This is a genomic window from Microcoleus sp. LAD1_D3 (assembly GCF_036702135.1).
GTDB lineage: Bacteria > Cyanobacteriota > Cyanobacteriia > Cyanobacteriales > Microcoleaceae > Microcoleus.
Window position 1 is genome coordinate 66,499 of sequence record NZ_JAUBSB010000016.1, and the last position, 22,525, is coordinate 89,023.

The window sequence follows — 22,525 nt, forward strand, 5'->3', positions numbered from 1 at the left end:
GAAAAAATTAAGAATTTTTATTTCGCCCTTTGGCGCTGCAATGGGGGGTTTATTCCGATCGTGAATTGCCTTCCCATAGGTCAGGTAAAACCCGCCCTCCCAGCGCCGACGATCTACTTGTCCAAAATGGCTAAATCTGCTTTCAGGAAATCAACAAACTGCCGCGCAGTCCTGCCCGATCGCCCATTGCGACGAGTTGCCCATTCTTTAGCGCGGTGTTCCAAATCCTCAGAAGCGAGTTTGATGCCAGCAAGTTCTGCCAGATGTCGGACAATTGTTAAATAAGTGTTTTGATCGGCCGGTTCAAAAGTTAAAGTTAAGCCAAATCGATCGCTAAATGAAAGTTTTTCCTGCACAGTATCCCAAGCGTGAACTTCTTCTCCATCGCGGGGGCGAGGCCTGTCGTCAAAAAACTCTCGAATTAAATGCCTGCGGTTAGATGTTGCGTAAACTACCACATTTTGAGAGCGAGCAGTGACATTTCCTTCCAAAACAACTTTCAGAGCTTTAAAATCATCGTCATCTTCTTCAAAGGAAAGGTCGTCTACAAAAATAATAAACTTTTGAGGAACTCCCCGCAACTGCTCGACAATTAGCGGCAAATCTTGCAAATCCGATTTAGATACTTCAATCAAGCGCAGATTGCGAGAGCCAAATTCATTTAACAGCGACTTCACCAAAGAAGACTTGCCCGAACCGCGGCTGCCGTACAGCAAAACGTGCAAAGCCGGATAACCTGCCAACAAAAACTCCGTATTTTTCACCAGAGCATCCCGTTGCCAATCGCAGCAAACCAACTCTTTTAAAGTTATGCGATCGGGATGTGAAATACTCGCAAACTGCCCTCCCCGCCACGCAAAAGCGCGATATTCGGCAAACAAACCCGTGCCAAACTGTCGGTAATAAACTGCCAAAGATTCCGCAGCGCTCGACCATTTTTCCAGTTTTCCGTGCAGGGGCAAATCTCCCTGTTCGGCTACAGTTTCTGAATGCCAAATCGGAGGTCCAGCGCCAAGTTGACCCGCTACCGCCACCCACTTGCTCAATTGTTCGCTGCTGCATTCGTAAATATTTTGCAGCACTTGTAAATCATGTCGGGCAGCCTCCACCAAAGCAGGAGGCAAACTTGCAAAATCTGTTTGCTGTGCTCGGCGTGAAAAGGGGTTTTCGTCTTTGAGAATTTCGGAAATCAGAGAATCTTTCCAGCTCAGATTTTTAGCAGCCTGAACTTTGAACCAGTTCCCGTAAGCTACCTGACATTCTAAACCGCTGACTTCGTTGTGGTGGAGGGCTTGCAGCAAATCGAGAAAAGCTTGACCTGCGGGGCTTTTGAGAACTGATTGATACAGCAGCAGGGATGCTGCTTGGCGCTGGAGGTAACGGATTTGGGCGATCGCACCAGAAGTTAGGGCTGACATAATGGCAATTGTATAACAGTTAGATATCCTGACAGGGTTTAATAAATTTTCTAACAATTCGTGACACTAATTGCAGGTCGCGCTGTATAAATTTAGATGCAAAGAGTGAAATTTGGAGGATTAAAAATGAATTTAGGGACAGCAGCGGCGATCGGCTACGGCATTTTAACACTGGTTGGCGGCATCATGGGTTATATCAAGGCCAAAAGCCAAGCCTCGCTCATTTCCGGCCTGATTAGCGGTTCGCTGCTAATTTTTGCTGGCTCCGCGCAGCTTATGGGACAAAGTTGGGGTTTAACATTAGCAGCAGCCATCTCCGCTGTTTTAGTAATAGTCTTTATTGTGCGCCTGGTTAAAACTCAAAAATTCATGCCGGCAGGAATGCTAATTTTAGCTAGCTTAGCGTCTTTGGGCGCGATCGTTTACGAAATCAGCGGTCAATATCAATAGTCATTCGATTTTAGATTTTAGATTTTAGATTTTAGATTGACTCCCCAGCCTTGAGTGGGAGCTTTAACTAAAGTCTAATTTTTTGATTTCCATGACTTATACCAATTCTGAAAAGGACGCGAGTAGGGACACGGCAATGCCGTGTCCGGTGCGGGAAGATGCGACTTTTAATAATTGGTATAATTATCAGCTTCTGTGGTTGAAACCGCCACTACACTTACCTCGGAGCCGAGCGAGCGAAAAACTAAAGATTCAAGGAGTATTAAAGCCGGATTCGGTGTCAGCCTGCATTACCAATTCCCAATTACTAAGGACTGATAAGTGCTTCAATATACTGCTGAACTTCCCTGAGTTGCTGCCGCTGGTATTCGATCCAATCTTTTTCCGCAGCTCGCTGTTCCGGCGTCTCTTTCTGATACCGCGCCTGCTTCTCTAAAAAATTATTGTAGAATTTAATTGCTTTTTCAACTGTTTGAATTGCCAGTTTCATACGCGCATCAAAAATCGCTATAATTACATTATCCAGGATTAACTCAATCACTTTACACGAATCTTCAAAATCGACCAAACTGATTCCTATCTTGCTTTTATGAACTAGAGTTTCTACAGGCTCTTTCAGCGTTTCTTTAAAAGTCTTCATATAAGAATCCGGCAAATATTTTAGTGGCTCGGTAAACTTCGATACAATCTCCCCTCCTATAGATTGCAGTCGCTCTCTAAATTTCGACTGACTATTTAGGTCAAAGCATTCAATACAAACTTCAATTTTTTCTATATCAATAGATTGTAATTCTTGAAAAATTAAACTTAGTTCATTCTCCATAATTAAAATCACTCGCTCGGCTTGGACATCAACTTCATTCCGCAACTCTTTGTGCAAATTATCTTTTTCAAAAAAACCAATAGTATCTCTTTGAAAGACTTGAGGGTTTTTATCCCACAAAAACCACTGATTTTTTAACTTGGTCGCCTTGTCGATCCAAGATTGGCGAACTTTAGCAATAGCATCATATTTGCCCTGTTTTCCTAAACTGCGAATTCTCACATCGCATCCGCTTAGTTCGCCAATTTGCTCCCAGACATCAACAGGAGATGCTCCAGCAATTCTCGGCTTGCTATTCCAGACATCCTCAGCCTGAGATACATCTTTGAAACATACCTGAAGTAACCCCTTGAGTCTGATGGCAGATTGCTTAATTTCGTCAATACAAGGTTCCACATCTAAACTGAGTTGGGTAGCTGACTGTTTAATCTCCACGGATTGATATTCGTCTGCCAACAATCGATCGCTAAACAGGGTAATAGCCTGGAATGCCTTGAGATACTCATTCATTTCCTTTAATCCCTCGTTTCCCTAAACAGCATACAATACAGAACATCTGCCTTTTTGAATGGAAACTGAGTCACAACATGGATTATATATTCACTCCTGCAACTCAGGCGCGACTCAATAGTGGCAACCTTGTACAGCCTGCTGTCAAAACAGGAAAATTGCTCCCTGCTGCTAGAGATCCGGTGACAGGGGAGTTTGTGGAGATCGGAAAAATTTTTTATCAATCAAGAAGTGAAACTCTATCCTCGCGCGGAGTTATAGGATTGCTCGCACAGTTAGCCGGAGGTGGCCCCGTACAGCCCCTGGTAGCTCCCGTATACGTGACAGTGGCGCCGTTGCAGGTTGCTCAAACTCATCAGGGGTTTCAAAAAATATACAGAATGCTTAACTGTCTGAAAATTAATTTGGCAGTGATGCAAGCGACTGCTGCTGTCATGGGTATTGGCGCTGTATCGAGCACAGTTTTGTCAGCAGTAAACCTCAACCAAGTATTAAAAATCCGAGAAGAGGCCAAGCACCAGAAGCTAAAAATTAAAGACGGGTTTATCGATCTCAGACACATCCTCAAAGATAGGGGAGTAGAGGTAATCCAGCAGATTTTTAAGGTGGCTCACGACTCTAGTTTTGAAATGCACCGCCAGAAACTGGTTAACGGTTATGAAATTTTTTCTAAAGCTATTAAACGCTGTCAGTCAGCCCTGACAGTGCCAGATATTAAACTTCGGAATTCCGAAATTAATAGCGGGCGGGATATGCTGTTTGAGGCTTTTAAAATTTATGATAATCCTAGTTTGTTGGAGGGGGTGTGTTCTGCCGGACAACTCAGGCAAATGGAATGTGTTTGGGCGATCGAGCAGGCGATCGGGGTCACGTTTCACTTGCAGCGAGCCTACGATAGGGTGAGCGATCGCCTGCTGGAACTCCAATCAAAAATTCGTCGAAATCTTCTAACTGTTGTTAAAAAATGTCAATCAGAAGCCGAACTAGATTTTTTATTTCCTGAAGTTACTAGGATTCTCGGTCATGATTTAAGTGTAATAGAATTTTGGCAAAATGAGGTTGATTGGATGGAAACTTTGTCTCCAAAAGAGCAGCACCAGTTAGCTAGTTTAGATAAACTCACCAGCGAGAGCTTAAAAAGCAGCGTGTACACTACATTCACGGTATTAGCTGCGGAACCTTCCCTTTATGAAAGTTTAAAGCAAAAGTCTCACTTTCTATCCTTGCGCGACCAGCTAACCTTCGCTGTGTCGCCGGAAATCCGCCGGGGATACGAATTTTATATCAGCCAGCAGGCGATCGCTACTGGCTATCAAGCTTTAGCTGCCTCGAATTGGCAAGAAATATCCGATTTAACTGTCGCTAACCTCTACTACTTTTTTCAAATCCGAGAAAACTCAACTGAAAATTATCCAACTGAGGACGAATTAGAAACGCCTTATTGGCACTTTCCCAAAACCTTAAAAAACGAGCTTAATTACAGCAATTAAATGACAGGAAACCAATTACCTCAGCCACAACTTAATAGTATTGTCTTTAGAACCGCTAGCAATAGTTTTGCCATCAGGACTAAAAGTCACCACATAAACCTCATCGGAATGTCCCGTCAAAGTATTCAGCAATTCTCCGGTAGCAAAATCCCAAATTTTAATAGTTTTATCCTTGCTCCCGCTCGCAATAAACTTCCCGTCGGGGCTGATAGCAACCGAGACAATATCGTCAGAATGTCCCTTGATAGAGCGAATTAAATCTCCTGTTTCGATATTCCAGATTTTAATACTTTCATCGTAGGAACCGCTAACAATTGTCTTGCCGTCTGGGCTAACAGCAATCGACCTCACGGGGTCGCCGTGTCCCTCAATAGTTTTGAGCAACGCCCCTGTTGCGACATCAACAACTGTAATTTTTTTATCCTTAGAAGCGCTCACCAAACTTTTTCCATCGGGAGTGAAAGCAACAGAATAAACAAAATCTGTATGGTCTGGAAAACTCTGAATCAAACGACCAGTTGCTGCCTCCGAAATCTTTGTGGTTTTGTCTCCGCTACCGCTAGCCACAAGCTGTCCGTCGGGACTGAGAGCGACAGACCAAACAGAAGCAGTGTGGTCGAGACTGCGAATCACTTGCCCTGTTTTCAAATCCCACAGCATGACTCGCCAAAAACCGGTTCCAGTCGCCAGTTTCGTACCGTTTGAGTCAAAAGCAACCGACCAAATAGTGGAGGAATCTCCTGGAAAAGTGCGGATCGACTTGCCTGTAGCTAAATCCCAAATTTGGATGGTTTTGTCTTTAGAACCGCTGGCTAACATTAAGCCGTCTGGACTGAAAGCAACAGACCCAACGGCATCTGAATGCTGAGCGAAGTTTTTGACTTTGGCGTTCTTCCACCGCAGACCTGCTTGGCACTGTTCCTGTAACTCCTGAGCGGACGCATAGCTGCTGGAAGTATCGGCAATTGTTGGTATTTGGCTGATGCAGTCTTCATAATTACTGCCTTTATAAAGAGCTGCAATTTGATTGAGCTGTTGGGATTCTTTCTGGACTCGCTGCTGCCATTCTTGCCACTTGAGATATCCGTAAATTCCGCCGATCGCGGCTAAGAGAGCCGCAATTGTTGCCCCGGCGAGATAAGGATTGAATTTGCGAGTTTCTTTGGGGACAAGTGCTGCTGGGCTGGCGATCCTCTCCGAGGGCTGCGCTAACGAGAAATCGGTTTTTCCGTTCAGATTTACCTGCGAGGATACCGCCGGACTTGCCTGCAATTCAAGGTGAGGGGCGCTACTCGGTGGTGGCCCATTGGGGTTGCGGTGTCCCTCCAAAACTGTGGAGATCGCCTTGTACAATTTAGCAAATAAAGATTTAGGAATGACTAATTCTTCGATTTTCGCGGCATCTTCGTCGGTAAGCCCTAAAACTTGCTGCAAGCGTTTTAATTCGCCGCGAGTTTCCACAGAAAAGGGATATTCTTGCTGCATTGCTTCTTGCAGTGATTGTTCGTAGCGTTCGCCTTTTTGCCTGTATTTGCGGTAAGGGTTCAATACCTCATCTTCGATCGCCTCTGCTTCTTCTGGCAGCAATTCCAAACTGACGCGCAGTTCATCTAATATTCTCCGACCGACGACTGTAATGTCACCCCGGCTGCTGCTGCGCCGATCGACTTCTTCGCGATATATTGTCAGCTTGGGAATCCGCGCCCGCGATCGATCGCCAATTTTCCTCAAATCGGCTAAAGCTTCCGCCGCCGACTGGTATCTCTCCCGAAAATCGTAGCGCACCATATTATCCAAAACATCGGCCAGCGCTTGGGAACACGTGGCTAAATGCCGCCAAACAATTTCGCCTTTATTAGAATTTTTCAAATCCCGCAGTTTCGGCAAATCGTAAGCCGGCAAACCCGTCATTGCTTGGATGCCAATCATTCCCAAAGCGTAGATATCGCTGTTGAGTTGCGGGTTGTATTGAAATTGTTCGATCGGCATATATTCCAGAGTGCCAATCCGCACAGTTACCGGCGCTTGTCTTTGAGCGATGTGAATTTCTTTCACCGAGCCAAAGTCGATTAAAACTAACTTATTGTCTGAATAGCGGCGGATTAAATTGGCTGGTTTAATATCTCGGTGAATTACTCCCTGTCCGTGTACAAACACTAAAATTTCTAACAGTTCCTTCAGCAAAGCAATCATTTTTTCTTCTGTTAGAGGTTTGCCCGGTACAATCTCGGTTGATAGCGAGTGACCTGCAACAAAGGATTCAACTAAGAAAAATTCTTCATTTTCTTCAAAATAAGCGAATAGCTGAGGGATTTGGTCGTGTTGACCGAGCTTTTCTAGAACTTCTGCTTCTTTTTGAAAAAGACGGCGCGTAGTATTAATTAATTTCGGTTCGGTGGTACCGGGACGCAGGTGCTTGACAAAGCACTGCGGTTCTCCGGGACGGCGAATATCTTTGGCCAGATAGGTTTGTCCAAATTCTCCTGTTTCTATGACTTCAATGATTTGATAGCGTCCATCTAAAAGTTGGCTCACCATGATAATAACGCAGCCTTTTTTTGGTTGATTTTCGCAAGAAACAGTTGCACTGTTGAGTCAGTTGTAAAGCCTTTTTCCGGTAAATTAGGTGTTCCTGGGCCTTGGCAAAACAGGGCATTGGGCCTTGGCAAAACAGGGCATTGGGTATTGGGAATAGTTGTTTCTTTCCTTCTTCTTTCTGTCCTTCTTCCGACTTCCATCGGACTTCTTCCCTCTTCCTTTTTTCCTTCTGACTTCTTTCCTTCTGATTTCTGACTTCTGACTTCTGACTGAGATATTGCACCATTCTCAATTACTTGTTTAGGAACAGGCAAAATGCCTGTTCCACAAGAAAACTCATTCTTTGTGGAACGGGCATCTTGCCCGTTCTTGACAATAGTGCAACATCTCAGTTCTGACATACTTTATTTTTTCAACATCTGCAAAGCTTGATATCCCAAAAAGAAAAAACCCAAAGCGCCGAGTACCGCTATCGTGTTCGCAAACACATCGACTGTAAAAAATTCGCCCATTGCAATCTCCTCTGACAACTGATATCTATCCTCGGCTTTTCGGTCGCTGTCTGGGTGAGGGGTCTAGCCCCTCGGTGCGGGCGAGCCGAAAGATGCTCACAAATTATAGCAAAAGAGGCGGTCAAAATAACTTTTCGGGCGATCGACTAGCTTTTTGTTTTAATATTTTTTAATATTTAGGGAGACAAATCGTGTACCGAAAATTTTGAGGTCAGTTCGCTTTGATATTGTTAACCCTGCTAATTTTTTCTCTGATTGTAAGTAGAGCTTACACTAAGAATTTGCGCCGATCGGTCGAAAATGCGCCTCGAACCGACAGAAGTTTGGCTAAACTGTCACCGGAGTCCACCGCGCAGTTCCCTAAAGTTTCGGTAATCGTACCAGCATACAACGAGGCAGAGAATATTCGGGATTGCGCGATCGCCATTTTGGAGAGTACACCGCTGTCTGTGGGCAACTTAGAGGTTTTAATTGTAGACGATCGATCGACAGACGACACCAAGGCGATCGGGCAAACCCTGCAACAGCATCTCAACGACCCCCGGCTTAAAATATTAGCAGGTCAGCCGCGACCAACCAACCAATATTGGGCGGGCAAAAACTGGGCCTGCGCCCAAGCTGTTCAAATAGCAACCGGAGACTTCTTATTATTTATCGATGCCGACGTGCGACTCAAACCAGGGGCGATCGAAACCGCTATCGCCACAGCCGAAACCGAGAAAATAGACTTGTTTACCTGTATGCCAGCGCTGGTTTGCGAGTGTTTTGCCGAGTGGTTGGTGCAGCCGATAATGTTCAATAACTTAGCACTTTGCTTCGACTTCACCGCCGTCAACGATCCCTCGAAAACAGACAGTGCTTTTGCCGCCGGCCCGTTCATGTTATTTAGGCGATCGGCTTATGAAAAAATCGGCGGTCACGAAGCAGTTGCAAGCGAAATTGTGGAAGATGTGGAATTAGCTAGGCGCATCAAACGTGCGGGTTTAAAGCTCGGACTTTATTCCGGGTCAAATTTGGCATCCGTGCAGATGTATCGGTCTTGGAGCGCCTTGTGGGAAGGCTGGACAAAGAATCTGTATCTCGGCGCTAACCGCAGTTGGGGCATGATGGTTTACATGGCCACAATTATGTTATTTCTTTATCCGATGCCGTGGTTGGCATTAGGTATTTTGCTGGCTAACGGCGGCTTCACAGAAATTCTGACAATTACCAATTACCAATTACCAATTACCAACTACCAATTGCCAATTACCAACTACCAATTGCCAATTACCTGGTTAACTATCTGTTTATCCGTAATCGTAATTTGGCAGCATTACAATTTGCGCCGCTTGGGTGCCGAGATTTCTGAATGTCCTACGAAATACTGGTGGTTGGGAGGTTTCGGAGGTGCGTTAGTGGCGGCGATGGCGATCGGTTCTGCGATTAAAACTGAAACCGGTTGGGGATGGACTTGGCGGGGTAGAACTTTGCAAATTAAGAGTTAATTAAGACTTGCATATGGGCAGGTAAGATGCCCAACCCCTACTCCCCACAAAAAAATAACTCCTTGTGGAACAGGCCGGAAAGCCTGTTCTTAAAAATCATCTAAAATGTGAGTTATAGAAGAAAGAAGGAAAAAGAAATAAGGCAGAGCTAATCATAACATCCGTTACAGAATCCGTTGCCGAACTTCCGCGTATACAAAAGCAGGTACGCGCTTGTAAGCAGGCGTGCCCGATCGCTTTTCTATTTCCGGGTTAAAAATCACATTAACTTCAGGATAAAACATCAAAGCAGCACCCTCACGAACCGCCCCGTAAATCACCTCGACATTTTCCATTTTCCCCACATTTCCCTGCACCGTAACCCGCTGATGTTCTTGAAAACCCGTGCTTTCTGCATCCGCGCGATTCATCAAAATGCAGTTGCGGTGCGGCATTCCTCGGTATTTGTCATCAATTTTGTAGACGACAGTATTATGCTGAGAATAGCTGCGTCCCGTCATCAATGCCACAACAATACCCTGCGTTGATTCCGGTACTCCAAACTCTTTCGCTTCCGGTAATTTCAGCTTAGGTAAAGGCGTGACAAACATCTTCGCTTTCCCAGACTCTGTAGGGAATTTAGGTTCGGTAAAAATGCGACCGCTGATGGTAAATTCCTCTTTGGTTTCATCAATTGTCGCTATTTTTTCATAGCCAGGGATAGTTTTAGCAATTAATTGCCGAACGTATTTTGTGTCTTGCAGTTGGCGCCAATCAACGGGAAAATTGCCGTGAATTCTGCTGGCTAATTCTGTCAAAAAATAAACTTCAGGAATCAAATCCGAATTCTGGAGATGAGTTTCACCCTCATCATTTAAACGCACAAAATTATTACCGGCTTCCACCGTTGTTTTGTGGGGATTTTCAAAGCGATTCAGCACGGGAATCACAATTGTATTGTGTTTTGCCAATCCGTGAAAATGCCCTAAGTTCGGTTTGGTTGCGAGGTAGATAACGGTTTCAACATTGGCTAAAGCGCGTTTGGCCTGCGTTGAATCTGGATTCGCCCCGTACAAATTACCGCCCAGACAAATCAGGGTATCGACTTTGCCTGCATCTGCTGCTTCAATGAGCGATCGAGTGTCGTAACCCTTAACAGGGCTGAGGGGACGATTCAATAACTTTTCTAAAGCTTGTTGAATTTCTTTTTTTAGCTTCACAGTGACGCCCATAGAGCCGAATCCTTGGACGTTTGAGTGTCCTCTGACGGGCATTAATCCCGCCCCTTCTTTGCCGACATTTCCTGTCATTAAGGCAGTATTGGCGAGGCTGAAAACATTATCTACACCGTTATCGTGTTGGGTAATTCCCATCGCCCAACCGAATACAACTCGCTGGGACGTGCCAATAATTATGGCTGCCGCCTCAATTTCTGCTTGTGAAACTCCGCAGGTTTTAGTAATAGTTTCCCACTCGGTTTCGCGGGCGCGCTGGACTACTGCTTCCCAGCCTTCTGTATGAGCTTGTAAGTATTTTTCGTCAAGCAACCCTTGTTCGATTATAGACTTTTGGATGCCGATAAATAGCGCCGTATCGCTGCCGGGAATTGGTTGCAAATATAAGGAGGAAATATCGGAACCGGGGATGAGCGACTTGACGGGAAATGCGGGAGAACCAAACTTGACTAACCCGATTTCCATCACCGGATTGATTACAATTATTTTACCGCCTTTGTCGCGAATTTTAATTAACTCGTTCATCAACCGGGGATGGTTGTAGGAAGAATTGCTGCCCGCGAGCACGACGCAATCTGCTTCCTTTAAGTTTTCTAGACTCACTAACGAGGTGCGGGTGGCAAACATTTCGCTTAACCCAATTGTCGAGGGAGCGTGGCAGAGATCAGAACAATCTGCTAAGTTGTTAGAGCCGATCGCTCTCATCATCAATTGCAGCAGAAAAGCGGCTTCGTTGGAAGAGCGACCGGAACTGTAAGATGCCACTCGTTCGGGGGTTTTGCGAAAAGCAGTTTCGGCAATTTGATAAACTTCTTCCCAAGAAATGCGATCGTAATGAGAGGAACCAGCCCGCAAAATCATCGGAAAACTCAGCCTTCCCAGCCTGTCTGCTTCCATTGAAGTTAATTGCTGAAGTTTGGCAATACTTTGTTGTTCAAAAAATTGAGTTGAGATGCCCGGCTTGATTTCAGCGGAGATTGCTTCGACGCTTTTCATGCAGCGCTGAAGTTTTTCGCCCTCTTCATTTGTAAAACCTCCTTTCTGCCCGCCAGTGCCCCAAGAACATGACAAACAAGCACTTTTGTGCAGCAAAGTTTTCCAAAGTTTCGGGCCTTCCGGGGACAATGTATGTTTTGCCCAATATTCTATTATGGGCAAACCGCCACCTATCTCTGGTGTTTCCTCGTTTGTCTCGTTGAAGGGCGGGATTGGTTGGACATTTTGGGAGTTGACATCCATGTGGTTTACCTTTTGTTGGAATTGCGGATTGATGCGGCGGGCAAACCGCCAAAAAAGTTAAGTTTCTTACTGGAATTTTACCGCAAATTTATAGCAGAAAACACCAGTCAACAGATAGATATTTTAATCTAAATTAAACTCGATGTTCGCCGCCACGAATGCAAGTTTTTATTCATCCGCCGACAGAGGAATGCAGTCCTCACTAAAGGGTTTATTTCCTCTTATTTAACGCCTGCTTCCCAAATCCAAGACAAAGCAGTCGATCGCCCTCAGCAACATTCGGGCCATTTTGCAAATAATCTCCCAACCACTCGCAACTCCGAGCAATGATATTATTGAGTTCCAAATTCTCCACAGGTAACAGAATTACAGTCCTATCCCTACTAGCAAAACCCAGAGTTTTGCTATCAGAACTAAAAGTAACGCTCAACACGCGATCGCTCGATTCCAAAGTCTTAGATAGCAGCGCCTTCTGGCCGTCAAAATCCCACAGCTTAACAGTGTTTCCCCCACTTGCCGCCGCAATCAACTTGCCGTCGGGACTAAAACTCACGCTTTCTACAGTATCGCTGTGGTCGAGTTTTTCAGTTAAATTCGCCATTTTTCCATCAAACTCCCACAAGTAAACTTTTTTGTCACCACAAGCAGCAGCAATAGTCTTACCGTCGGGACTAAAACTAACATTTTTAACGCTGTCTTGGTGGTCGAGAGTTTTCAGAATTTTCGCCGACGAACCGTTAAATTGCCACAGGTAAACTCTCTTTTCTCCGGTAATTTCAAAAGCCTTTTTCTTCCCGCTTGGCTTGTCCTCAGCAGCGGTAGCAGTAGCAATAGTTTTGCCGTCGGGACTGAAGCTAACGCTAATTACTGGATTGCTGTGATCGAGTTTTGCAAACAAAGTGGCTTTAGAACCGTTCCAGCGCCAGAGGTACAATTTGCGATCGGCACTTGCGGCGGCAATTATCTTTCCGTCGGGACTAAAACTCACGCTTCTGACAATGCCACTGTGGCTGAGAGTATCTAACAGTTTGCCGTTTAAATTCCAGACTTTCACTGTTTTGTCATCGCTCGCCGAAGCAACAGTTTTATTATCAGGTGAAATGCTCACCCAGGTAACAGAATTCTTGTGATCTTCTAAGGTTTTGAATAAACTGCCGTCAGCCCGCCAAAGTCTCACGGTTTTGTCCCCGCTAGCAGAAGCAATTGTTTTGCCGTCAGCACTAAAACTGACTTTGTAAACCCAGTCGCCGTGTCCCGATAAAATCTTATTCAGCGGAGTGCTGTCCGGTTTCCAAATTTTCACTATTTTGTCCTTACTTGCGGAAGCAATAGTGCCGTCGCCGCTGAAAGTTACGGATCTTACGTCGTCTTGATGTCCTCGAAAAGTGTTGAGCAAAGTGCCGCTGCGACTCCAAACTTTCACCGTATCGTCTGCACTGCCGGTGACAATTTTTTTGCCGTCGCGACTGAAACTCGCGCTGACAACTTCATCGTTGTGTCCTTTGAGAGTTCTGATTTCCTCACCGTTTCGGTTCCAAATTTTGGCTGTGCTGTCCGCACTTGCTGAGACGAGTTCTTGACTGTTTGGACTGAACTTAATGCTGTACACAATGTCAGAATGTTTGGTTAGTGTTTTGGGATTAATTTGAAATTTATCGGTTTTACTTTCTCGGTTCCAAAGTTTGACAGTTTTGTCAACGCTTGCTGAGGCTATTGTTTGGCCGTCGGGACTGAAACTGACGCCGAGCACCCAGTCTTTGTGTCCGGTTAAGGTTTGCAGCAATTTTTTGTTCGCAAGGTTCCAGATTTTGACGGTGTTGTCGTGACTGGCGGAAGCTAAGGTTTTACCGTCGGGACTGAAACTGACGCTGGTGACGATATCGCGGTGGCTGGATAAAATGCCGATGGCACTTTTGTCGTTATCTACTTGCCAAATTCTAATTGTGCGATCGGCACCACCAGTAGCGATCGTTTTCCCATCGGGACTAAAACTAACACTCGTTACGCTATCCGGGTGATTGAAAGTTTTTAATAACTTACCTTCTTTCGTCCACAATTTAACAGTTTTGTCAGCACTTGCCGAAGCAACTGAATTGCCGTCCGGGCTGACACTCACATCCAAAACAAACTTGCTGTGCTGCTCGAAACGGTTGCGTTCTTGCACCCCGGAAACTGCTTGTCTGAGTCTTTCAGCAATTTGATTTTTAGTGTCCACAGGCAGCGCTGTACTTTTCTGAGAATCACGACCAATTTTGATACTATTTCCCAACACTCCTAATTGATTTTTTTCATTAGAAAGCACCAAAGCTTCCGACGCCGAATTTAGGGCATCAGTCCGACTTTTTTCTGCTTCTTGCCGTGCGATTTCTGCTAATTTTGCTTGCTCGAATGCCATCCCCGAAACACCTGCGAGTACAAGCACTCCTACAACCGCCGCCCGCAATTGCCATCTCCGAGATTGGTAAAGTTGAGCTTCTGCTTGGTACTGTTTGTCTCTAGCTTCCGACAGTAAAGCATCTTGCTCTCTGTCTTTGCGAATTTGTTCAATTTCATCTCGGTTAATTTGGTTTTGCTTTAGCAGTTCCTCAAATTCTGCCTTTTTATCTAATTCTTGCTGTTGGCGAATGAAGCTAACTAAATAATCGTGAACGAGCTGATAAAGCTCTGCCGGTAGTTCCGTCCATCGAAAAACTAAACCAGAGTTTACTAACAGTTCTAAGACTAAATCTAATTTGTCAGCTTCAGCAAATGTCGCTAAATTTGAGGCTAATTCTGCGCGGGTTTTTAGGGGACGGATCTCATCTTCATCTGTCAGCAAATACAATACTCGGCGCGCCGCTACTTCATTCTCTGGGCCGCAATCTTTGATGACTTCTTCGAGAAAATTTTCGACTAATTTTTGTTGCGGATTGTTGCCAAGTTCCTGATATTGAGTTAAAGTTCTAATGTTCTCTTGTTGCAGTTGAGCGCCGACAAGTTGTAGTTCGATCGGGCGGACTTCTCCCAATTCTCCAGCTAAATTTTTGACTAATTCTTCGATCAGCTCTGGTTCTAAGTAAAACTGCGCTCGCTCAGTTAAAGTGCGAATTACAGATCGCGCATCGAGCAGCGAAAAATTTCCCAAATAAAACAGAATATTTTTGCTGAGAATGTCCTCTAAAATATCATTATTAACCAATACTGTCGGGTTTTTGGGTCGGGAAAATTCCAGCAAATAGTGCAGGTAATCTTCCCGCAAACACAGGACGACTTTTAAATATTTGATTTTCAAGCATTCCCGCAAAAAATCAAAAAATATTTGTCTTTCCGCTGGCTCTTTCCATACGAAAAAAAATTCTTCAAATTGGTCAAATATCAGAACAGTCACTAAATGTTCGGAATTTCTTTGCAGCTCCTTGATAAGGTTTTCGTATTCGATCGCCTGTTGTTGTATGATTAATTCTACTGGCTGTGACTGTTCCCTTTGATCCTCATTATTCCCAGTCGAGCCACCGTGAAATCCCGAAATAAGATTTCCCTTGACTAAGCTTGCTTCTACGGTCAAATCTACCGGAGCAATTTCTGGTACTGCTTCGGCAATTTCCGGATCGAATATTTCAGCTTTCCCAGCAGATAACTGTCTGGTCAATTCCCGCGGCCAGTTGTTGTAAACTTGCAGCACTACGGGCAAAACCGTCCGCATTTCTATTTTTTTTTGTTTGAGAGCAGGTACTAATCCTCCCGTGACTATTGAACTTTTGCCAACTCCAGACTGACCGTAAATTACTGTCAGTTTGTCGGGGGTATTGTTCATCCTATATATCAAGCGGTTGAGGTCTTGCTCTCTGCCGGAAGCTGTAATTTCGTCAGCAATAGTAGCAGCGCCGGCAACAGTTTCGGCGACGGAATTAACCGCTTCTCTGTGCGGCTGCAACTTTCCGGCTCCAATAAAAGCTCGGAACCGATAGGTGTGTTCCACCGCTCGATAATCTTGCTTAATTTGAAATGCTTCGAGATATTCTCCCCGCTGAAAATAGAGCGATCGCAGCATTTCTAAAACCCGCAAATACAGTTGCGGGTTGTAGCAAGGTTCGGTTTCCAAGCGAGCAAGCTCTAAATGTGCGATCGCCTCCCGCACCTCACCCAACTGACTCTGGGCCTCTGCTAAAATTAACAGATACAAGCCTAGATGCTGCGACTTTACAGGGGTTCCCTGTCCCCTCGCTTCTAAATTTGAGTTGAGAACGTCTAGAGCGATTAAAGCCCATTCTTTCGCCCCTTGCCAGTTCTTTTGCTCTAAGGCTACTCTAGCCAAAAAGCCGTAATCTTGAGCCAAATTAACTGCTGAATTTTCCATGTTTTCATGTAACCTCCGAGCTTTTATAGCTAAATTCCAGAGTGCATCCCAATCTTCTAAATACTGCAATACTTCACCAAGTTGATTGATGAATATACCAACGGCATCCGACCGTCCCGCCCGTTCTAAAACATCAATACATTCCTGAAAATAATTCTTAGCTTCCGTCCAGTAAGGACGGTTGCCACTGCGGTGTTGTTCTGCTTGGAAGCGGTAGCAAAGACCGATGTGGAATAGGATAATTCCCTCTAACACTGGTGCAGGGTGAACGGTAAATAACAAATCGCTAAATTCTGTTTTGGCTCCAATAAATGCTACTTGATGCTTCCAAAAAGTGAGACTTTTGTGATACAATTCAATAGCCGCAGGGATGCGGTGACAAGCATATTCGTGCCGCCCGCGAATAAATTGCAAACTCGCTTCAATAGCTGGTTCTAACCTGATGTTGCAAGTTTGCAAGTCTTGGCTAGCCGACTCTAGTTCAGTTAAAGAATTGGCTCCGAGAATGGCAGAATTAGTTAAACGCCAATTGCCACTTTCTAAAATGTTGGAAAAAATGCGATCGGCACTTTTGCCCAGGAAATCCACCAAGTCGTCGGGGCCAATCACAAATTCAACACTTGTCGTCCAAGTTTCGATATCTGTTACTAACCGAATCAGTTTTTTTAAGATTTTGTCTGTCACCCACAGCACCACCGGGAAGGGAAAATTATTCCGAAATTCTTCCCTCACGTAGTTGGTAGAAGTCAGCAGTCGATCAATCGCACTTACCGATTCCAATCCAAACACCATTAAAGCTGAGGGGTGGCTGCAGGAAACTTTGGTTTCTATCGTCGTGTAAAGAGTTTTAACAGATGGGGGGAGGACAATTTCTCGAATTTCTATCCCAGACTCCTCCCGCAATTGCCGTGCAATTTCCTCTCTCATCGCACTGTAATTGCACCGTACCAAAATTAGCGAAAATTGCCCCTGAGACATTCTCAGAGTCCGGGAGAGAGTTTGCAGCGAACTTTTGTTTTGTTGTGCTGCGGTGTCTTGCTGGCAGTGCGAATTAATCATAATCATAATTAATTTTTGAAAAAGTTTCTCAGGATAGATGCTGTCAACTGCCGAAAAAAGGAAGTTCGGCAACAGATGTAACGGATGGCAACGGATGTAACAGATGTAACGGATGGCAGTTCGGCAACGGATTTTTTAACGGATGTAACGGATGTAACGGATGTCAGGAATCGACTGCTGGGGAAAGTGTAATTAAGAACTTCCTAACTATTTTGGCGGTTGCTCTAAGTTCACTTTAACCCGTTTTTACGTTTACCAATCACAGCGAACAATCACATGATTAATTTTATTTCTGCCCTTTGGGGCGATTTCCAATCACTGGGAACTATCAATTAGTTAATTTTATTTCAGCCTGCATACTTATTATTTTAGCCGATCGCATTAAAGCATACCCAAAAAAATACATACTCTGTTATTCGCATATTCCCAGCAAAATCAACCTAATTTTACTGAAATCTTGATGATTGCTCAAATTCTACCCAGCAAAAGAGTCTTTGTTTGCGGGACTCCCAGCCATCGCCCAAATCGCCCAAATCCGATTCAGTTATTCGCAGATCCCAGAAATCCGGCATTCCCGGGTTGACTGGCCCCTGGCCGCACTGAGATAAACTATCGGCGGCGGCTCATCAATTACAGCTTGAAGATTGTTTGTCATAAATTTACTAATCTCGATATCTAAAGTAGCTGTAAAATCAGGTTCATCCCAATCCTCGCTTTCTTCAATGCTGATTGTTGTTGGTGTCGCCATATCAAAATCTAGTTCATCGCCAAAATCCGAAACTTTCTTAATTGGATCTATTTTCTGACCGGTATCAGTGGCAAAAGCTTGAGTTGTATTGGCTATTAATACGATCGGCAGTGCTACTATGGCGCTTATCGTTTGTCGCGCCCTGATTTTCCTCATGCTATCCTCCTGGTATAAACTAAACTTTGGTGCTGCTATAAATTCAACATCCGCCGCTACTTTCCTGGGCTGTAACTCGCTTTTAGATTTTAGATTTTAGATTTACTCCCCAGATGAATCTGAGAGCTTGAACTTTGATCTAAAATTGTGGGCTACTTACCACTCCGGCAGTTCGCAACTATCCGTTTTTGAGCAGAGTCATTAATAAATAGTGGCTTGTTTTTCCACAGGATATAACCTTATCTGTGACTCTTCGTGGCAAGTTTGCTTAACGGAGCATATCCGGTCAACTGTTTGCCATTCTTATTTACTACGTGAAAACTCTTAAACAGTCAGGTTTTCCCGTTAAGTAATTCCCCGGCGTTTGCGAGCCTTCATCTCAGACTCAAAGCAAAGTGGGTGAGAAGTTCGATCGCACACCTGTTTTGGCACACCAGTTTTCGCACTCCCGCGCTGCCACCAGCAAGCTGATGTGACATACCACAGCCACCGGACATCTGTCAATACTTATATCTTAACATTTCTAATTTTTTGCATAATTCTCGTTACCAGGAAGAGCCTGGTAACGCAGCTCGGCGAGGCAGAGCCTCCAGCCAAGTCGAGATGGCTCCTATTTCGTCAAGCCGTGTTCGAGAGCGAAGCGAACCAACTCAGTACGGCTGTTAGTACCCGTCTTGCTAAATAAACGGCTGACGTACTTTTCCACATTACGCACGCTAGTTTCCAAGCGGCGGGCAATTTCCTTATTCATCAAACCTTGAGCAACCAAATCCAAAACACTTTGTTCTCGCGGAGTCAAATCAATTTTAATCGGCGAAGGACTTTGGGCGATCGAACTCCGCCCACTCAGCAAAGACTCAATTCTCGCCATTTGGCTTGTCAAAGCAGCAATATCTGGACTTTCAGCATTTTCGCTTGTCTCCTTAGCAGCCGCGCGGCGGGCCAGCAAATTGGTTACTATTGCTACTAATTCGTCGGGATCGAAGGGCTTAGAAAGATAAGCATCGCAGCCTGCTTGATAGCCTTGAATACGATCGCTCGTCATCCCCTTAGCCGTCAAAAACACCACCGGCAAAGCCTTATAGCGAGGATCTTCCCGCACTTGCTTGAGAAACTGATAACCGTCCACCTGGGGCATCATAATGTCTGAAATCAGCAAATCGGGATTGTACTGCTGCAAAAGTTCCCAGCCGTCGCGAGCATTACTGGCAACCTCAACCGCAAAATCGCTATCTTCCAAATAAGCTTGTACTGCTTCCCGCAAACCCGGTTCATCATCTACCAATAATAATCGTGCTGACATAGTTGTTACCCTTACGCTTTACCACTATTTTTTAATTTAGCTGAATTCAACTATTATTGTCACTCTATCCATCGAAGGAAGTTAAAAACTTGTTGTCCAACTCAAGAGTTTTGAGTTAGGTTTTGATCTAACGATTAAAAACTGATTAAATCTTTAATTCAAAACTCAAAACTCAAAACTCAAAATTATTCTTGAACCCTTCCACTTAAACTTTTGAACGATCGGTCAAAATTTCATAACCAGTTTCCGTCACCAACACAGTATGCTCAAACTGAGCAGACATAGCATTGTCAACCGTTACAGCGGTCCACTTGTCAGAAAGCGTCCGAGTGTACTTAGAACCGGCATTCAGAATTGGTTCGATCGCCAATGTCATGCCCGCTCGCAATTTCACGTTCGGCATTTCGCGGGTGCGGAAATTGAAAACCGACGGTTCCTCGTGCAAATTTCGTCCGACACCGTGGCCGGTAAACTCCTCAACGATACTAAAACCGTTGCTTTTGACATGATCTTCCATCGCACCAGCCAGATCGAGCAAATACGCTCCCGCCTTCACTTGTTCGATGCCTTTGTAGAGCGTTTCTTCTGCGACTCGGATTAATTTTGCCGATTCCGGTGTTACTTCCACAACTGCGATCGTGATGCAAGAATCGCCGTGAAAACCTTGATAATATGCCCCAGTATCTACCTTGAGAACATCTCCTGCCCGAATTACTTTTTTGGGACTGGGTATGCCGTGAACAACTTCGTTATTAATGCTAGAGCAAATCGATCCCGTGAAACCGTGATAGCCTTTAAAACTCGGAGTTGCCCCCATAGAACGGATACGTTTTTCCGCATAAGCATCCAAATCAGCAGTAGTCATTCCCGGTTTCACCATTTGGGAAATTTCTTTAAGTACCGTTGCAACGATTTTTGCTGCTTGCCGCATAATTTCGATTTCGCGTTCCGACTTAATTTCAATGCCTCGACGCTGTTTTTTGACTTGGGGTGCTTGAGTTGGACTAGAAAGCAGACTGCTAAAAATATTCATGTATTGATCGGCGGGTAATTTTGTACTTGGACGGCAGGTTGAAGCAAAAAACGGCAAATATCCAGCTTTTTGTGGAAAAACGGGTGTCTTGTTCCGAACTGTCGATCGCGTGTCCTTTAAGCTAGCTTAATATTTTTCTCAGTAATCAGCACGGGATTGGGGGGTCAACAAAGCGGTTTCAACCGCCGAGTCCGTCTGATCGGGATTTCCCAGTCTTCCTGTGAGGTTAGCAATTGTAGCAATTAACTTAGTTATGTCAACTGGTTTAGATAAGTGCATCTGGAAACCAGCTTCCAGCGCTTGCTGGCGCTCTTCCTCTCTGGCGTAGGCTGTCAGGGCGATCGCAGGCATCTTTCCACCCCTGAGCAATTCCATTTCTCTCACCCGCGCGATCAACTCATAACCGTCTGCTTCCGGCATTCCAATGTCGCTCAGCAGCAGATCCGGCCAATAACTCTTCAGTGTATCTAGAGCCCCGGCCACCGATGCCGCCGATCGCACCATAGCTCCTTCGTCCTCGAGTAAAGCAATCAAAAACTCCCGCGTGTCATCGTCATCATCCACCACTAGCAATTGCAAATTAGTCAGAGTGGGGAGAGCCTCTGTCGCGTCATTGAGCGGCGACCAATCATCCCCTGCACTTGCGGTCTTCCTCTTAGCAATAGGTAGAGCCACCGTAAATTTCGCACCCTCGCCCGGATTATTTTCTGCATACACCTTACCGCCGTGCAGTTCCACCAAGTGACGGACGATCGCCAATCCCAGTCCCAAACCCCCGTAAGACCTAGTTGTGCTGCTATCAGCTTGGCGGAAGCGATCGAAAACATAAGGCAAAAAATCAGGAGCGATACCAATGCCGCTATCAATTATCTGAATTTGAGCTTCATCTCCAACTGACTCTAACCGCACCTCTACTTTACCCTCTTGCGGACTAAACTTAATCGCATTTGACAGCAAATTCCACACAATTTGCTGCAAGCGATCGAAATCGCCGATAACTTCACCTACATTGGGACTGCACGTTAATTCTAGGACTATTGATTTTTCCTCAGTCAGCGGCTGCAAAGAATCTATTGCCAGCTTGATCACAGATTCCAACCGAATCGGATGCATATTTAAATTTAGTTTCCCCCGCAGAATCCGCGAAACATCTAAAATATCTTCGATAAGTTGAGCTTGAGATTTAGCATTGCGCTCAATTGTTTCTAGGGCTTTATCAATAGTTTCTTGGTCAAATGTTTTGGCCCGTAGCAGCCTAGACCAGCCGAGAATTGCATTTAAAGGAGTGCGGAGTTCGTGAGAGAGAATAGCTAGAAATTCATCCTTCATCTGGTTAGCTCTCTCCGCTTCTTGCCGCGCCACTTGTTCGCGGATTAGTCTGCCGCGTTCTTCCTCTGCTTGCTTGCGGTCTGTGACATCTCTAACCGTGCCCACGTGACCTATCAGTTTTCCCAAATCCGAAAACATTGGCGACGACTGCACATTAATCCAACGCACATTTTCGCTACCAGCTAATCGAAACTCGTTAGAATATTCCTGGCCTTCTTTAATCCAAGCTAACCAATCTGTGACTACGCGATCGCGATCTTCTGGATGAACTTCCCGCTGCCAAATCTCTGCTAAACTTTCCTCCAAAGTTAACCCGCAAATCGCTTGACAACGGGGATTGATGTAAGTACACCGGCCTTCAACGTCAGCTAAGTAAATTCCCAGCGGCGAACAAGCACACAAAGTGCGAAACCGCTCTTCACTTTTACTTAGTTCACTATTAACAGCAGCTAGCTGTGTTGCTTGCTGCTTCACCTCGACTGTTTTTTGGAACAATTCCACAAATACCCCCACCTTCGATGTCAATATTTCCGGTTCCAAGGGTTTGAACAGGTAATCCACCGCACCCAGTGAATAACCTTTAAACACGTGGGTGTCATTACTGCTGAATGCTGTGATAAAAATAATCGGAGTCGATCGCGATCGATCTCTAGAGCGAATCAATGTTGCTGTCTCAAATCCATCCATTCCCGGCATCTGCACATCAAGCAAAATTACCGCAAACTCTTCATTAAGCAGACATCTCAGAGCCTCCGCACCCGAACTAGCTTGTACTAGATTATAAGAGGGGCTGTTGAGAATAGCTTCTAGAGCTATCAAATTTTCTGGGCGATCGTCAACTAAAAGGACATTTACTCGATGGGGGGGCTGTATATTCATA

The 22,525-nt window shown here is 45.0% G+C and carries 14 protein-coding genes; 3 read left to right on the forward strand and 11 right to left on the reverse strand.

What is annotated here, in order from left to right; genetic code table 11:
• Positions 1–113: 113 nt before the first annotated feature.
• Complete coding sequence (locus tag QUA74_RS12120; RefSeq protein WP_333328711.1) at positions 114–1,418, reverse strand: ATP-binding protein; 1,305 nt, start codon at positions 1,416–1,418, stop codon at positions 114–116.
• Positions 1,419–1,544: 126 nt separating this feature from the next.
• On the opposite strand from QUA74_RS12120, the gene QUA74_RS12125 reads away from it, so the two are divergent.
• A complete protein-coding gene (locus tag QUA74_RS12125; RefSeq protein ID WP_333328714.1) occupies positions 1,545–1,868 on the forward strand; it encodes a TMEM14 family protein in 324 nt (107 codons plus the stop codon).
• A 307-nt stretch (positions 1,869–2,175) separates the two neighbouring features.
• On the opposite strand, the gene QUA74_RS12130 is transcribed toward QUA74_RS12125, so the two are convergent.
• On the reverse strand, positions 2,176–3,201 hold the full coding sequence (locus QUA74_RS12130) for a hypothetical protein (RefSeq protein WP_333328717.1): 1,026 nt from the start codon (positions 3,199–3,201) through the stop codon (positions 2,176–2,178).
• A 77-nt stretch (positions 3,202–3,278) separates the two neighbouring features.
• Between QUA74_RS12130 and QUA74_RS12135 the strand changes: the two genes are divergently transcribed.
• Positions 3,279–4,691, forward strand: a complete 1,413-nt coding sequence (locus QUA74_RS12135; RefSeq protein WP_333328720.1) for a hypothetical protein — start codon at positions 3,279–3,281, stop codon at positions 4,689–4,691.
• A 15-nt stretch (positions 4,692–4,706) separates the two neighbouring features.
• Here QUA74_RS12135 and QUA74_RS12140 read toward each other — a convergent pair whose 3' ends face one another.
• Both QUA74_RS12140 and QUA74_RS12145 read right to left on the reverse strand, forming a co-directional pair.
• The gene (locus QUA74_RS12140; protein ID WP_333328723.1) at positions 4,707–7,229 is read right to left on the reverse strand and encodes a protein kinase domain-containing protein; all 2,523 of its coding nucleotides are present in this window, start codon (positions 7,227–7,229) and stop codon (positions 4,707–4,709) included.
• Positions 7,223–7,630 (reverse strand): hypothetical protein, encoded by a 408-nt coding sequence (locus QUA74_RS12145; RefSeq protein ID WP_333328724.1) that lies wholly within the window; start codon positions 7,628–7,630, stop codon positions 7,223–7,225. Before QUA74_RS12145 ends, QUA74_RS12140 begins: the two co-directional genes overlap by 7 nt.
• A 332-nt stretch (positions 7,631–7,962) precedes the next feature.
• Here QUA74_RS12145 and QUA74_RS12150 point away from each other — a divergent pair, with 332 nt between their 5' ends.
• Complete coding sequence (locus QUA74_RS12150; RefSeq protein WP_333328727.1) at positions 7,963–9,228, forward strand: glycosyltransferase family 2 protein; 1,266 nt, start codon at positions 7,963–7,965, stop codon at positions 9,226–9,228.
• A gap of 164 nt (positions 9,229–9,392) precedes the next feature.
• On the opposite strand, the gene QUA74_RS12155 is transcribed toward QUA74_RS12150, so the two are convergent.
• The 7 genes from QUA74_RS12155 to QUA74_RS12185 all read right to left on the reverse strand — a co-directional run bounded on the left by QUA74_RS12155 (position 9,393) and on the right by QUA74_RS12185 (position 22,524).
• The gene (locus QUA74_RS12155; RefSeq protein WP_333328729.1) at positions 9,393–11,681 is read right to left on the reverse strand and encodes an FdhF/YdeP family oxidoreductase; all 2,289 of its coding nucleotides are present in this window, start codon (positions 11,679–11,681) and stop codon (positions 9,393–9,395) included.
• Positions 11,682–11,892: 211 nt separating this feature from the next.
• Positions 11,893–17,082, reverse strand: a complete 5,190-nt coding sequence (locus QUA74_RS12160) for an nSTAND1 domain-containing NTPase (RefSeq protein ID WP_333328732.1) — start codon at positions 17,080–17,082, stop codon at positions 11,893–11,895.
• Positions 17,083–17,620: 538 nt separating this feature from the next.
• Positions 17,621–17,980 (reverse strand): hypothetical protein, encoded by a 360-nt coding sequence (locus QUA74_RS12165; protein WP_333328735.1) that lies wholly within the window; start codon positions 17,978–17,980, stop codon positions 17,621–17,623.
• 345 nt (positions 17,981–18,325) lie between these two features.
• The gene (locus tag QUA74_RS12170) at positions 18,326–18,484 is read right to left on the reverse strand and encodes a hypothetical protein (protein ID WP_333328737.1); all 159 of its coding nucleotides are present in this window, start codon (positions 18,482–18,484) and stop codon (positions 18,326–18,328) included.
• Positions 18,485–18,590: 106 nt separating this feature from the next.
• On the reverse strand, positions 18,591–19,283 hold the full coding sequence (locus QUA74_RS12175; RefSeq protein ID WP_333328740.1) for a response regulator transcription factor: 693 nt from the start codon (positions 19,281–19,283) through the stop codon (positions 18,591–18,593).
• A 205-nt stretch (positions 19,284–19,488) separates the two neighbouring features.
• Complete coding sequence (gene map, locus QUA74_RS12180; protein WP_333328742.1) at positions 19,489–20,316, reverse strand: type I methionyl aminopeptidase; 828 nt, start codon at positions 20,314–20,316, stop codon at positions 19,489–19,491.
• A gap of 138 nt (positions 20,317–20,454) precedes the next feature.
• Positions 20,455–22,524, reverse strand: coding sequence for a response regulator (locus QUA74_RS12185; protein WP_333328745.1), 2,070 nt, complete (start codon positions 22,522–22,524; stop codon positions 20,455–20,457).
• Position 22,525 lies beyond the last annotated feature (1 nt).